General features: G+C 34.6%; 13 protein-coding genes. All 13 read right to left on the bottom strand.

The window, feature by feature from the left end; all coding sequences use genetic code 11:
• Positions 1-23 precede the first annotated feature (23 nt).
• The gene (locus OEV82_RS07860; RefSeq protein WP_173660111.1) at positions 24-1,250 is read right to left on the bottom strand and encodes an acyl-CoA dehydrogenase; all 1,227 of its coding nucleotides are present in this window, start codon (positions 1,248-1,250) and stop codon (positions 24-26) included.
• 111 nt (positions 1,251-1,361) lie between these two features.
• The gene (locus OEV82_RS07855; protein WP_263061524.1) at positions 1,362-1,763 is read right to left on the bottom strand and encodes a MaoC/PaaZ C-terminal domain-containing protein; all 402 of its coding nucleotides are present in this window, start codon (positions 1,761-1,763) and stop codon (positions 1,362-1,364) included.
• Entirely contained in the window at positions 1,760-2,218 is a 459-nt protein-coding gene (locus OEV82_RS07850) for a MaoC family dehydratase N-terminal domain-containing protein (protein ID WP_377701174.1), read from the bottom strand. Before OEV82_RS07850 ends, OEV82_RS07855 begins: the two co-directional genes overlap by 4 nt.
• 7 nt (positions 2,219-2,225) lie before the next feature.
• On the bottom strand, positions 2,226-2,990 hold the full coding sequence (locus OEV82_RS07845) for a beta-ketoacyl-ACP reductase (protein ID WP_173660117.1): 765 nt from the start codon (positions 2,988-2,990) through the stop codon (positions 2,226-2,228).
• An 84-nt stretch (positions 2,991-3,074) separates the two neighbouring features.
• Positions 3,075-4,250 carry an acyl-CoA dehydrogenase family protein gene (locus OEV82_RS07840; RefSeq protein ID WP_263061523.1) on the bottom strand — a complete coding sequence of 392 codons (1,176 nt, stop codon included), beginning with the start codon at positions 4,248-4,250 and terminating at the stop codon, positions 3,075-3,077.
• Positions 4,251-4,266: 16 nt separating this feature from the next.
• The gene (locus OEV82_RS07835; protein WP_263061522.1) at positions 4,267-5,856 is read right to left on the bottom strand and encodes a long-chain-fatty-acid--CoA ligase; all 1,590 of its coding nucleotides are present in this window, start codon (positions 5,854-5,856) and stop codon (positions 4,267-4,269) included.
• A gap of 486 nt (positions 5,857-6,342) precedes the next feature.
• A complete protein-coding gene (locus OEV82_RS07830; RefSeq protein ID WP_173658942.1) occupies positions 6,343-7,965 on the bottom strand; it encodes a sigma-54 interaction domain-containing protein in 1,623 nt (540 codons plus the stop codon).
• Positions 7,966-8,125: 160 nt separating this feature from the next.
• A complete protein-coding gene (gene ytxJ / locus OEV82_RS07825) occupies positions 8,126-8,455 on the bottom strand; it encodes a bacillithiol system redox-active protein YtxJ (RefSeq protein WP_263061521.1) in 330 nt (109 codons plus the stop codon).
• Between the two features lie 23 nt (positions 8,456-8,478).
• A complete protein-coding gene (locus tag OEV82_RS07820; protein ID WP_173658938.1) occupies positions 8,479-8,880 on the bottom strand; it encodes a YtxH domain-containing protein in 402 nt (133 codons plus the stop codon).
• Positions 8,880-9,359, bottom strand: coding sequence for a DUF948 domain-containing protein (locus OEV82_RS07815; protein WP_263061520.1), 480 nt, complete (start codon positions 9,357-9,359; stop codon positions 8,880-8,882). The genes OEV82_RS07820 and OEV82_RS07815 overlap by 1 nt, the downstream gene beginning before the upstream one ends.
• A 193-nt stretch (positions 9,360-9,552) precedes the next feature.
• Positions 9,553-10,863, bottom strand: coding sequence for a UDP-N-acetylmuramate--L-alanine ligase (murC, locus tag OEV82_RS07810; protein ID WP_263061519.1), 1,311 nt, complete (start codon positions 10,861-10,863; stop codon positions 9,553-9,555).
• Positions 10,864-11,186: 323 nt separating this feature from the next.
• Positions 11,187-14,051 carry a DNA translocase FtsK gene (locus OEV82_RS07805; RefSeq protein ID WP_263061518.1) on the bottom strand — a complete coding sequence of 955 codons (2,865 nt, stop codon included), beginning with the start codon at positions 14,049-14,051 and terminating at the stop codon, positions 11,187-11,189.
• A 341-nt stretch (positions 14,052-14,392) separates the two neighbouring features.
• Positions 14,393-14,543, bottom strand: a 151-nt coding sequence (locus OEV82_RS07800; protein WP_263061470.1) for a class II fructose-bisphosphate aldolase, incomplete at its 5' end; no start/stop codon positions are given.

Genomic DNA, 14,543 nt, shown 5'->3' with positions numbered 1-14,543 from the left:
CCCCTAAATTTTCAAGAAGAATTTTAACGACGAACCTTTTCTAGTTCGGCATATTTTTTTAATTCTAATCGAGCAACCGTCCGTTTATGTACTTCATCAGGACCATCCGCAATTCTTAATGTACGAATATTTGCAAACATGGCTGCAAGTGGATAGTCTTGACTGACTCCAGCTGCTCCTAATGTTTGAATTGCCCGATCAAGAACCTTTAAGGCTACGTTAGGTGCAACAACTTTAATCATAGCAATTTCTGCTCTAGCCTCTTTATTTCCCACAGTATCCATCATATGAGCAGCTTTTAAAGTTAATAAACGAGCCTGTTCTATTTCTATCCTTGAATTTGCAATCCATTCTTGAATAACTCCTTGATCGGCTAATTTTTTCCCAAAGGTTTCCCTTTCCTGAACACGTGTACAAAGGATTTCTAATGCTCGTTCAGCTGCACCAATCGAACGCATACAATGATGAATTCTACCTGGTCCTAATCTCCCTTGCGCGATTTCAAATCCTCTTCCTTCACCAAGCAGGATATTGGATGCCGGAACACGAACATTCCGAAATTCTATTTCTGCATGCCCATGCGGAGCATGATCATAACCAAAGACCGTTAAAACTCGTTTAATCGTAACTCCAGGTGTATCTAGAGGTACAAGAATCATCGATTGTTGTTTATATTTTGGTCCTGTAGGATCTGTTTTCCCCATAACAATGGCTATTTTACATCGAGGGTCTGCTGCACCAGAAGACCACCATTTTGTGCCGTTTATTACATATTCATCACCATCACGAACAATACTTGCACGTATATTAGTAGCATCTGAAGAAGCGACATCTGGTTCTGTCATGCTAAAACATGAACGAATTTCTCCATTTAGTAAAGGTTTTAACCATTTTTCTTTCTGTTCTTCGGTTCCATATTGGACAAGGACTTCCATGTTTCCAGTATCAGGAGCACTACAGTTGAAAACTTCCGGAGCAATACTGGATCTTCCCATTATTTCGCATAAAAACGCATATTCTAAGTTTGTTAGCCCTGCACCGTACTTACGATCTGTTAAAAATAAATTCCACAGTCCTTGTGACTTCGCCTTCTTTTTTAAATCTTCAATAATAAGTGGCACCTCAGAAAAACGGTCATATTCATTTAATTGTTCTTCATACAATTTTTCATTTGGATAAATATATCGCTCCATAAATTCAATTAAACGTTTTTGATAGTCTTTGGTCCTCTCGGACAATTCAAAAATCATAAATTCACCCCTTTAATTTTTTGATTTTTCTGAACAAAATTCCTATAATGAACCCCATACTCGTTTGTATGAATGGGGTTCATCTACTTTGCTTAAAAAAACACAAGACAATTATTCATAGCGGACAAATCGAACAGTCCCTCTTACCGTTTCTTTATTATTTTGATTAACCGCAGTGACATTAAATATTAATTCCATATCCTTTTCATCAACAAGATCTGCTTTCAGTGTGAGTACATCATTCAAGAATACCATGCCGGCAAACCTGATTTTAAATTCCTTTATAAAACCTTCACCGTAATATGGTGTAAATAATTTACTTAAATTGCCCATTGTCCACATACCATGAGCGATAATTCCTGGTAAACCGGCATTTTTTGCTTCCGCATCAATCGTATGAATTGGATTAAAATCCCCTGACACACCGGCATATTTAATTAAATCTAATCGGGTTACGGGGTTTAAAGTCACTTCTAATCGATCGCCAAGCTTTAAATCCGTAATGGTGCTCACACTTTCATCTCCTTTCGGACAGCCTCTGTAATAATGACATTTTGTATTTCTGTAAAAATCAATTCTCCTTTTGCATCTTCTCCAAATCGTTTGATAATGACAAAGCCCATTTTTCCTCCATTTTTCCCTACTTTTTCATAGTATTCTTCAATTCTTGCATAACAGTAAATCTCTTCATCTACAAAAAGAGGACGGCTATAAATATATGTTTCTTCTCCGTGAATTAACCCTTTCTTTGGTAAATCAACCCCTGCAATTTCGCCATATTCAAAAGTCCGTGGAAACGTTGGTGGTGCAATATTTCGACCGTAACGTGAATTTTTCCCAAATTCTTCATCGATATAAAATGGATGAAGATCACCGATGGATTCAGCAAACCGCTTTACTAATAAACGATCAACTCGGTTTTTAACCTTTTTTGACTGTTTTCCAATCCATGCTTTAGACAACCTCATCACTCCTTTATACTGTTGGTCCACCTGCAACATAAATGACTTGACCGTTAACGAATGAAGACTTTTCATCCGCAAAGAAGGCAACCGCATTCGCAATATCAGAAGGCTTACCACTTCGGCGCACTGGAATTTCATTTGCCCGTGCTTCAATAAATTTTTCAAATGGAACACCTATTCGTGCTGCGGTAGCTTTTGTCATTTCAGTTTCAATAAAACCTGGTGCGACAGCATTCGTCGTAATTCCAAATTTTCCTAGTTCAATGGCTAATGTTTTCGTAAATCCTTGCAATCCAGCCTTCGCAGTTGCATAGTTTGCTTGTCCATAGTTTCCTAATGCTGATGTTGAAGATATATTTATAATTCGCCCGTATTTTTGTTCAACCATATATTTTTGGGCCGCACGAGCTGCATTAAAAGACCCTTTCAAATGAACATCCATTACCGCTTGCCAGTCGTCATCAGACATTTTAAATAATAAATTGTCACGAATAATACCTGCATTATTTACTAAGATATCAAGAGAACCAAACTTCTCTACAACATCCGCTACAGCAGCTTCTACTTCGTCTCGATTCACGACATTAGCCTTTTTTACAAAAACGTCAAATCCTTGACCCTCGAACTCTTTCTTTGTTTCCACTAAAGCTTCTTCATTAATATCAATAATCGCCACTTTTGCCCCTTCCTCTAAAAATCGTTGGGCAATCGCTTTACCAATCCCACGACTTCCCCCTGTAACAAAAGCAACTCTTCCTTCAAATCGTTTTGACATATAATCATCCTCCTGTTAATACGAATGTTAGCTAAATAAGAATATTCAGCCTATTTTAATTATTTAGTATTCTGTTATAAAAAATCAAATAAAATCTCCTAACTTTACATGACCTTTTAATAGATTACGAGAAATGATTAACCGTTGAATTTCATCTGTACCATCATAAATTCTCCACAACCTCATTTCTCGGTACCATTTTTCTATCGGTAATTCTTTCGTATAACCCATCCCACCATGAATTTGCATTACGCGATCAACGACGCGATTGGCCATATTGGCTCCGAACAATTTTGCCATCGAAGCAAGATGACGGTTATCTTCTCCTTGATCTAACGTAAAAGCTGCATTCAAAACCAACCATTTTGCTGCTTCAATTTCAACAGCGGAATCAGCAATCATCCATTGTATCGCTTGCCTATCAGCAATTGGCTTTCCGAATGTACTCCTTTCTTTCGAATAATCAATCGCCATTTGCAATAACCGTTCAGCTGCACCTACCGCACGAGCTCCAACAATCCAGCGAGCATATCCAATCCATTCTAATCCTAATTTATAACCACCGTGTAACTCTCCTAAAATATTTTCCTCTGGTACCCGGACATTTTCAAAAATGAGACTAGCTGGGCCCCAATCCCCCATCGTATGAATATATTCCGATCGCCAGCCCATTTCACGATCAACAATAAAGCAAGTTACACCATCTCGACCGTTTTTTGCATGGGCTTCCTTATCAGTGATCGCAATAACCATAACAAAATCGGCTTCATTTCCACCAGTAATAAAGGTTTTTTCACCATTGATTACCCATTCATTTCCATCTTTAACAGCAGTCGTTTTAATATTTCTCGTATCTGAACCCGCATTCGGTTCAGTCATTGCAAAGCAAGATTTCTTTTCCCCATTAATTGTGGGTATTAAATATTTTTTCTTTTGTTCCTCATTGGCATAATATAAAATATTGTCTGCAGATCCACCAAAACGGAACGGAACGAAAGTTTTTGAAATCTCCATTGTTACAATTGCTTGCATAACTTGGCCCAAGTCAGCACCACCATATTCTTTTGGTGTATTAATGCCCCAAAAACCAGCATTTTTTGCTTTTTCTTGGAGTTCTTCTAATTTTCCTTCAGGTAGATCAGGTTTTCCTTCTATTGATCTCCGTAGCACTTCACTTTCAAGTGGTTTAAGTTCTTTTTCTACAAATCTACGAATCGTTTCTTGAACCATTTTTTGTTCTTCTGATAATCGTAAATACATCGTTAACACTCTCCTATTAAGAATTAATATATTGATCTTTTAAAACTCTTTTTAAGATTTTTCCGACAGCTGATTTCGGTAATTCATTGACAAAATCTACGGATCTTGGCACTTTATATGCAGCCATTCGTTCTCGACAAAATTGAATTAATTCTTCTTCTGTTAACTGTTCATTCTCTTTTAACACAACGACCGCTTTTACTGTCTCGCCACGATAAGAGTCAGGTACTCCAATGACGGCAGCTTCTAATACGGCCGGATGGGTATAAATAACATTTTCCACCTCTATTGGATAAACATTATAACCACTTGCAATTATGAGCTCTTTTTTCCGACCAACGATATAAAAGTAACCATCTTCATCCATTTTGGCTAAGTCCCCGGTATAGAGCCAACCATTGCGTATCGTTTTACTCGTTTCCACAGGGTTATTCCAATATCCCTTCATGATTTGTGGTCCTCTAACAATTAATTCTCCAACTTCTCCAACAGGTAATTCTATTTCGCCAGTTTCCACATCAACAATTTTGGCATCCGTATTTGCAATCGGTATTCCGATACTCCCCTTCTTTTGCAGACCTCCAATAGGATTTCGATGAGTCACTGGAGAAGCTTCCGATAGACCGTATCCTTCAGCAACGTTCGTTCCACTAACTTCGTTAAATTGATTGATCACTTCAACCGGTAATGGTGCGGAACCACTTACACATGTTTCTAGTACACTTAAATCAAAGGCTTTTTCTTTATAGTAGTCTAATAGAGCAATATACATTGTTGGAACACCAGGGAATATGGTAGGTTTAGTTTTTTCTATAATGTTCACAACAATTTCGGGTTCGAACTTTGGGACAAGAATTAAATTACCACCTATGTGAAAGGTGAATAACATACAACTTGTCATTCCATATACATGAAATAACGGTGAAATGGTTAATGTCCTTTCCTCTCCTAATTTAGTATTCATTTTCGAAGTTGCCGCACTTTGTAACGTATTCGCGACTAAATTATAATGTGTCAGCATCGCTCCTTTCGAAAGACCTGTTGTACCACCCGTATATTGAAGCACTGCCACATCCTCTTTTGGTTGAATCGTTATATTTGGAACTGGTAATTTACGATTTTGTAGAAGGTGATTAAATCGATCCTCTTCACCGTCAAGACTTACGGTATAAACTAGTTCTAATTGGGTTTTATCTTTTATTTGATCAATATACGGTTGTATTTTGTCAAGAACAATAAGGATTTTTGAGCCAGAATCATTTAAAACATGTAATAATTCATTTGCTTTGTACATTGGATTGACTTGGACAACAATCGCCCCGCATAGTAACGCTGCATAATAACTAATCACATATTGCGGGCAGTTTGGAAGCATAATCCCGATACGGTCGCCCTTTTGTATGCCTGCATTTTTTAAATTAGCTGCAACGATCTGGATTATTTGATTTAATTGTTCATATGTAAAGGTCTTGTTAAAAAAAGTGATCGCTGTATGATTTGGATACTTATCAACAGATTGTTTAAAAAATTCATAAAGCGATATTTCTGGAAGATCAACTGTAATGGGAATACCTTTAGGTACATGTTTATGCCAAAGTTTCGTCAAACGGATCACCTCAATTGAATGAAATTTTGTAGTCTGATAAAGAGGAAGTTTTTGTGAACGGTTACATCCCAAAAACCTTTTTTTCTTAAACCTTTGTTTTTTCACATTAAAAATATGTGACGAATCTCCGAAAAAACAAATGGTTTACCTTATCTCATGCCTGCTGTTATTGTAAAAAATGTCACTATATATGAATGCAAGAACAATGCCAACTTACTTAGTATAAAAAAACTAATTTAAACTCTTTTTCCTATATACTTACGGGCATACATATTCATGCGAACCATGCCATACATAATAAATACATGACATAATCAAATTTGAAGAAATACCATTCGGAAAATCATAATATTAATTCAAGTTTGAATTAAAAAGATAGAAAATATTGATAAACTACTAATTTAGAATTAAATTAATTCAATTCAACTCTGAATCAATACATAAAAAAAGAGGTTATTGCATAACCTCAGCATCTATCAATGTATATTAACTGCTCATTTTCGGTTTAATATTATATTTTTTTAGCTTCCTTACAACGGTTGGTTGACTCGTTCTTAATGCTTTTGCAATTTCGTACGTATTACGATACTTTTTGGCTGCTCTCTCAAGGATCTTTCTTTCTGTTTCTTCAACGGCTTCTTTTAATGAAATTTGTTGATTTGTGTTCACATGAACACTATTCTTATATTCTGGCGGCATGTGCTCGATTTTGATTTCATTTTCAGGTGTTGTGACAACTAAACGCTCAATTAAATTTGCCAATTCCCTGATATTACCGGGCCAATTATAAGAAATTAAAAAATCAATCACTTCATAATTGAATTCTTTATTTAATAAATATTTTTGATTAAATTTGGATAAAAAGTGGTGGATTAATGGTAGAATCTCATCACGGCGCTCTCGTAGTGGAGGAATATATAAAGGTATGACATTCAAACGATAGTATAGATCCTCGCGAAATTCGCCACGGGTAACCATTTCATGTAAATTTCGATTCGTTGCAGCAATGATTTGCACATTTACTTTTTTGATCTTTGTGCTTCCGATCTTTTGAATTTCTCCTTCTTGTAAAACACGAAGTAATTTCACTTGTAAATTTAACGGGAGTTCACCAATTTCATCTAAAAATAATATCCCATTATTTGCTAACTCAAACATGCCCTGCTTTCCACTCTTATTTGCCCCTGTAAATGCTCCTGCTTCATAACCGAATAGTTCTGATTCTAACAATTCTGGAGGAATCGCTCCACAATTCACTTTTATTAGTTTTCCTTTTTCCTTTCTGCTACTTTGATTGTAAATAAAATTAGCTAACACGTCTTTACCGACACCTGTTTCACCTAAAATTAAGATTGTTGCATCAAAATTTGCAACACGTTTGGCCTGTTGAAAAATACTTTTCATTTGTTTGTTTTTTATAATGATTCCTTTATCATAGGAGCCAACGTCAATTTTTTCGTTCATAACAGAATGATTAAAATGACTATTTTCAGCATGAATACGATTTAGTTCAGTTAAATCTCTTATTACAGTAACTACTTTTTCTACTTCTCCGTTCTCATTTGTAATTGGTGAACCAGTTAGTAATGTAATATTACCAATGTAGTTTTTTTGCACAAGTGAAACGGTTTTACCAGTTCTTACAACTTCTTGTGTAACTGAATTTTTCAATATCCCTCTTTGCATTAGTTGACTCACATTTTTACCAATATAATATTCCTTCGGTATTCCAGTAATCCGTTCAATTGCCTTATTTGTTCGAAGTGTAATCCCTTTTGCATCAGTAATATAAATACCTTCATACGTTTCATCAAAATATGTTTGTAATTCCTTAACTTCCTTTTTTAGCGTTTGTATTTCATCAGACTCCATACCAATCACAATAAATTTTTGATGAGCAATCGAATTTTTTATGAATACATAATTAACGAATTTCTTATATGTTAATAATTGATCGTCTTTTTCAATTTCAAATGTAGGGAAAAACTCACGAACATCCAAACCAATTGTTGCTTTTTTAAATAATTTTTTAAATTTTTTATTAAACTGTATGAGTAAATATGTATGGTCAATTAGTGCAACGGGAAATGGAAGATGGCTTATTTCCATATTCGTACACCTACTTCCTTTATTTTGATTAGATTTAACGTTAAATATATAATAATATAAATTTTCAGTCATTTCATCTTCTATTCATATTATTCCATTTTACAAATGGAATAAAAAAACTGTTCATTAAAAGAAAACAATGAACAGTTTTTTAATATTGTTACGAAAGTAGCGCATGGTTGATGGTTTCTTTTGTAATGTTTTCGTGTGAAGTATGCCATTTTACTGAACCACAATGAATATGAAAGATTTGCGGAGATTCATGTTGAATGGAAAAATATGCCTCAATGTAATTGGATAATGGACGACTTTCTTGTACAGTTAAATAATAACCGTCAATCTCAGGATGGTCTTCCAAATACTGATTGAATTGATCAAAAGCCTTCTGACTTATAGGACAGGTGAGACTATGTTTAAATAACAAAAATTTCCCTTCATAATTTAAAATTTCTTTTAATTCGTCCATTCTCTCTATTTTTTTTAGCGCCATCCCCATTCCTCCATCATAATGGTTTACTTTTTGGAAGCTTGCAGCTCATCAATTTCTTTTGATAACATGGCAATTCTTTCTTTTGCCTCCTCTAGCACTTTTTCCGGCGAATCCATATGCTCTCTTTTCACCTGTTGGACTTTATCCACGATTTCCTTTGTCTGACTTTTTACAGCTTCTGACAATTTTATAGCTGCATCATTTGCTTGTTCTTTCCAATGTTCGCTTCTTTCAACTAATGTATTTCTTACTTCTCCTGTTTTGTCTAAAATAATGGATGCTTGACTTTCAAGATCCTTGCGCAGTTCCTTCCCCGATTTCGGTGCTAAAAGTAATGCAGTAATAGAACCAACTACACTTCCGATGACAACTCCTGTTACAAAATTACGAAATGCATGACTTTCATTTTTAACATTTTCCTCCATCAAGACTCCTCCTTATGATATATTTCATTGGCGTTAATTGCCCGTTGTTCCTGTTTTTTTTGTTTACGTGTACGGATTTCATCCCATTTTTCCTTGATTTCAAACACCACTTGTGCCCAACTAACGACTTGAGAGATTTTCTCTTGGTTTTGATCTACTCGATGGGTGACATTTTCACTTACACGGGCTAAAGATGCATTGAATTGTCTTACTGTTTTTCCAATATCCGTAGCTGCATCAATGACAGAATCTAATTTTTCAGATTTTTTTTGCAAATCCTTTGTTAATGTATTTGTTTTTTGTAAAAGCGATTCTGCCTCTGTTGTTATCCCTTTGACTTGTCCTTCAATGTTGTTAACCGTATTTGAAACCTGTTCCAACGCTTTCGATAGCGTTTTTAAAGTAGTAATAATATATACTACTAATATTACAAATGCAATGGCAATAACACCAACACTTATGTATAAAATCGCTTCCATCAAGTTAACTCCTTTCAATACTAAAAGCTTCAATTTTACTTATTTCTATTAAATCATGTTTTAAAAGAAGATTCGAGTTAAAAAAGATAATTATTTCATTTTTTTATATTATTTACCATAATCATTCTTTTTGTCCAATTGTCCTTCTTAAAACAAAAAGGCAAGTAGAAATCTTCCACTTGCCTTTAACGAATTATTTTACACCTTCATTTAAAAAACTTTCATAAGCATCCTGATATTTGTGAACATCTCCCGCACCCATAAATAAAATAACACTATTCTCAAACTTCGCTAATTCCGATACACTATGTTTATGAATAACTTTTGCTTCTGGGATCTTTTCTTGTAAATCTTCAATGGATAAATTGCCATGATTTTCTCTTGCTGAACCAAAAATTTCACATAAAAATACATGGTCCGCAAGATTAAGACTGTTGGCAAATTCATCTAAAAAGGTTTGTGTTCTTGTAAACGTATGTGGTTGGAAAACAGCGACAATTTCTTTGTTCGGATACTTTTGTCTAGCCGAATCAATCGTCGCTTGAATTTCCGTTGGATGGTGTGCATAATCATCAACTAAAATTTGTGTACCAACTCTTTTTTCTGTAAAACGACGTTTCACACCATGGAAAGTTTGTAAACCTTCTTTTAGTACATTTAAGTCAATATTTTCGTAATGACAAAGGGTAATAACAGCTAACGCATTTAAAACATTATGTTCTCCAAAGGTTGGAATGGAGAAAGATGAATAGAATGAATTCCTGACAAAGACATCAAATTTCATTCCTTTATCCGTACGTTCGATATTGCGTGCTTGGAAGTCATTCGCTTCATCAAGACCGTAATATATGACAGGTACTTTCGCTTGAATTTTTTGTAAGTGTTCATCATCACCATATGCAATAATCCCCTTTTTCACTTGCCAAGCCATTTCCTGGAAGGCAGAAAAAACATCTTCCACATTGGCATAATAGTCAGGGTGGTCAAAATCTATGTTTGTCATAATGCAATAATCAGGGTGATATGCTAAGAAATGTCTACGATATTCACATGCTTCAAACACAAAAAATTCAGCATCAGGCGTTCCCATTCCTGTTCCATCACCGATTAAATAAGAAGTTGGCTTCGCCAATTCCATGACATGGGAAAGTAACCCAGTTGTTGAAGTTTTTCCATGGGAACCCGTCACTGCAATACTCGTAAATTTTTGTATAAAATCGCCTAAAAACCGGTGATAGCGAATGACTGGAAGTCCTAATTCCAATGCTCTTTGAATTTCTTCATGTGTATCAGGAAAAGCATTTCCAGCAATAACTGTCATTCCAGGTTGTATATTATCTTTATTAAAAGGATATATTGGAATACCAGCTTTATCTAAAGCATCTTGTGTAAAATAATGGGTTTCAACATCAGATCCTCGAACTTCTAATCCCATATTATGGAGGATTTGTGCCAATGCACTCATACCTGATCCTTTAATACCTACAAAATAATAAACCGTCATGTTAGAACCTCCAACAAAATTACGATATGTGTATATAGAATAGTATATGTATTCATGTTTCCTTTAGGTGATTGCCTACATAAACTTTCCTAAAAATATCAATTTGATCTTATTATATTCTTGTGTTTTAATAATTGTTTTTATTATCTTCTTTTCTAAGTTAAATATTAAGCAACGCTTACAGTATTATAACACTTCCCATTAAAAAAAACTATTTGATTTTAAAATGTTGATGACAAAGTTTGATTATCAAAGCGAAATGACAAATATAATGTAATAAGAGTTAAGAGCTCCATGTATAAGAGCTCTTGTATATTTCATCTTTATAATAAATCATTTAACTTCTCTAAATCTTGTTCTGTAATTAAAACGTCCCTCGGCTTGCTACCTTTTGACTCAGTGATAATTCCCTTTTCTTCCATCATATCGATCATTCTTGCTGCCCGATTATATCCGATACGAAAATGACGCTGTAAACTTGATGTGGAAAGATTTCCTTGTTCTACAGCAAATTTACATGCCTCAAGTAGAAGTTCATCCTGCTCTTCAAAATCTGATTTCTTAATCAGTTCTTCTTGGACAAATAAATAATCTGGTTCTCCTTGAGAACGAACATGTTCAACAACATGTTCAATTTCTTCATCTGAAATAAATGCACCTTGAATCCGTACCGGTTTTGACGTTCCATTTTCAATAAATAACATATCACCTTTGCCTAATAAACGTTCAGCACCACTAACATCAAGAATGGTTCTCGAATCAATTTGCGATGAAACAGAAAAAGCAATCCTTGTCGGGATATTTGCTTTAATTAATCCTGTGATAACATCAACTGATGGTCTTTGGGTTGCAATTAATAAATGAATGCCACAGGCTCGAGCTTTTTGGGCAATACGAGCAATCGCTTCTTCTACATCGGCAGGCGCCATCATCATTAAATCTGCTAATTCATCGATGATAATAACGATATATGGCAATCGATGTTTGTTATCAGCTCTTTCATTAAATTTGCTAATATCCCTTACCCCAAGGTGAGCAAATAATTCATAACGTCGTTCCATCTCTTCTACTGCCCATTTTAAACTTTGCGTTGCTGCCTTTACATTCGTAATGACTGGGCTAATTAAATGTGGAATACCATTATAAGGAGCTAGTTCTACCATTTTTGGATCAATCAGAAGAAGCTTCACTTCATCTGGTCTTGCTTTATACAAAAGACTTACAATAAATGTGTTAATACTGACACTTTTACCAGATCCTGTTGCCCCCGCAATTAATCCATGGGGCATTTTTTTCAAATCAGTCATAATCGGTTTTCCAGTAATATCTAAGCCAAGTCCAACTGTTAGAGGCGATTCAGCCTTTAAAAAAGCAGGTTGATCAATAATTTCCCGTAAAAATACTGGGCGGGATTTACGATTTGGCACTTCAATTCCAATAGTGTGTTTACCAGGAATCGGCGCTTCAATCCGAATATCCTTTGCAGCTAAGCTTAATTTAATATCATCCGTTAAACTAGTAATCTTGCTAACCTTTACTCCCATTTCAGGAGCAAGTTCAAAACGTGTAACGGCTGGTCCCACTGAAACATGAACCACTTTTGCATCGACATTAAAGCTTTTCAATGTTTGATCCAAAATTTCACTTTGCATTTGTATCCATTCATCATCTGAATGTTCGTATCGGCGGAATTGCAGTAAATTTCGAGCTGGAAATTGATAATCATCATATAAAATATTTTCCTGATAGCGTTCCGTTGTCACGGCAACTTCATTTAATACTGTCGTTTTCTCATCATGCATTTCAATACTCTGCTGTAGTTCAGTCTGATTTACTTCCCTATCAATATGGTTAAGTTCTTTTGTCGGTTTCTCTTCATCAATGGTCCTTTTATATGTTACTCGTTTCTCTTCTTGTTTTTTCTTTAATTTTTCTCGATCAGATTTTAACATAATAACGTTAAATGGGATTTGTCTTTTGGCATTCGTTCGACGTTCATCTTTTTTAACATCGTTTAAATCATGAGTATGTTTCGACTGTTCAGCTTCCTGATTTTCTGTTCGATTTTCTTCAGCAGGATCTTTATTCAAACGTTCTTCACTTTCTTCGTTAACATCAACATTCGCTTTCTCTTCATTCAAAATTATCAGTTCTTTTCGTGCTTGTTCACGATTACCTTTTTCGTCTTTTTCTTCCTTTTCTAACTGCTCGCTTTGAAAGTTAGATGGTTCAACAACTTCGATCTGTTGAATTTGATGATCTACAAGATGGTCTTTTACATCGTATTGAACATTTTCCCTTTCAGACTGTTGGTCATTATCTTCTCTATTTGTTAAAGGAAGTGTTTTATTCGTTACCATTCCTTCATTCAAATCATGCTTTTTTTTTTCATGGAATAAAGATGCATTTTTATTCTCATTTTCACTGTTTTCCTCTTGGACCGATTCTTGATCTAGAACCGGACCCGCAAAAGTATCGTTGGTTTGAATTACCACCTTATGTATATTCTCGCTTGGATCTTTTCGTTTATGATCCTGTATTTGAACACTTTTCAACGAAATGTCATTTTCAATTTCTACTTTTGGGGAATAGTCTTGTTCATATTCTGAATGGACATCTTCTATTTTTGAAAGTTGTTTATCTGCATGAATGGATGGACTAGATTCAAAAGATCTTAATTCAAACTCAACTACATCCGTTTTCTTTGTTCGTTTTTGAAAACCATAAATTGGAGAAGGGACTTCCGATGGGCGGAAACCTCGAGTTCCAAATTTTGGTTTTTCTTGTTTTTCTTTCTGTTTCTGCTCCATTTTCTCCTGGCTTTTTTCGACATATTGACTTTCTGTCTCTTTTGGTGTTACTGTTTCTTTTTCAGGAGCTTGTTCTTGCTCATATTGCATAGATTTACCATTTATATACTTTAATTTTGGATAACGTTTATAAAGGTTCTTTTGAATTTCTGTAATGGACATGTTCATTTTTATTCGAGTTTTTTGGTTTTTATCGTAAGTGGGTGCTTCATTTCTGAATCTCTCATTTTGTGGATAGTGGTAAGCAACCCTTGTTTGCATTTCTATATATTCATTATTTCGTTCTTTCTTATTATTGTTATTGTTTTCTGGTTCAATAACTTCTTCTTCGTATTCTTCATCTTCATAATAGAAAAAAAATCTTTTCAACCAATCCATCTAATCACTCTTTCTACAAATACATTACCCTCTCATTTTACTATAAAAAAATAGAGAAAAACATAGAATTATACACACATTACTTTAGTATGACTCGCTTAGGGATACTGGAAATATTAATAAACTGGATAAAAAAATAACAGGATTGGCTCATTTAAACATATCCATATTTTAGTAAAAAAAAATGTCAGCTTGATTACAGCAATATTATTTTTTTATATTAAAAAGACTACTTCCTTGGTGCAGCCTAGTTGCAGTTTTATTGGAAGTAGTCTTGTTTATATATATGTTTCATTAAAAATCTAAGTTCGTCAGTGGTTTATAACAAGGAAGATACTTTATCACGCTTTGCCTGAAGAACCGAATTCGCGCATTTTTGTAATCACAGTTTCTTTAATGGCTTCACGTCCTGGGCCGATAATTTTACGTGGGTCGTATACTTTACTATCATTAGCTAATACTTCACGAACTTTTTTCGTAAACGCAATTTGA

Origin of the sequence: Pallidibacillus thermolactis (genome assembly GCF_025660415.1) — a bacterium.
GTDB classification, from domain to species: Bacteria; Bacillota; Bacilli; order Bacillales; family Caldibacillaceae; genus Pallidibacillus; species Pallidibacillus thermolactis.
Note: the sequence above shows the minus strand (reverse complement) of the source record. Positions and strands in the feature narration are given on the sequence as shown.

Bases quoted from the DNA above. Each gene is read 5' to 3' on its own strand.
- OEV82_RS07820 (WP_173658938.1), bottom strand. From the start codon at position 8,880: ATGGAGGAAAATGTTAAAAATGAAAGTCATGCATTTCGTAATTTTGTA.
- murC (WP_263061519.1), bottom strand. From the start codon at position 10,863: ATGACGGTTTATTATTTTGTAGGTATTAAAGGATCAGGTATGAGTGCA.
- OEV82_RS07845 (WP_173660117.1), bottom strand. From the start codon at position 2,990: ATGTCAAAACGATTTGAAGGAAGAGTTGCTTTTGTTACAGGGGGAAGT.
- OEV82_RS07815 (WP_263061520.1), bottom strand. From the start codon at position 9,359: ATGGAAGCGATTTTATACATAAGTGTTGGTGTTATTGCCATTGCATTT.
- OEV82_RS07805 (WP_263061518.1), bottom strand. From the start codon at position 14,051: ATGGATTGGTTGAAAAGATTTTTTTTCTATTATGAAGATGAAGAATAC.
- OEV82_RS07850 (WP_377701174.1), bottom strand. From the start codon at position 2,218: ATGAGGTTGTCTAAAGCATGGATTGGAAAACAGTCAAAAAAGGTTAAA.
- OEV82_RS07860 (WP_173660111.1), bottom strand. From the start codon at position 1,250: ATGATTTTTGAATTGTCCGAGAGGACCAAAGACTATCAAAAACGTTTA.
- ytxJ (WP_263061521.1), bottom strand. From the start codon at position 8,455: ATGGCGCTAAAAAAAATAGAGAGAATGGACGAATTAAAAGAAATTTTA.
- OEV82_RS07840 (WP_263061523.1), bottom strand. From the start codon at position 4,250: ATGTATTTACGATTATCAGAAGAACAAAAAATGGTTCAAGAAACGATT.
- OEV82_RS07830 (WP_173658942.1), bottom strand. From the start codon at position 7,965: ATGGAAATAAGCCATCTTCCATTTCCCGTTGCACTAATTGACCATACA.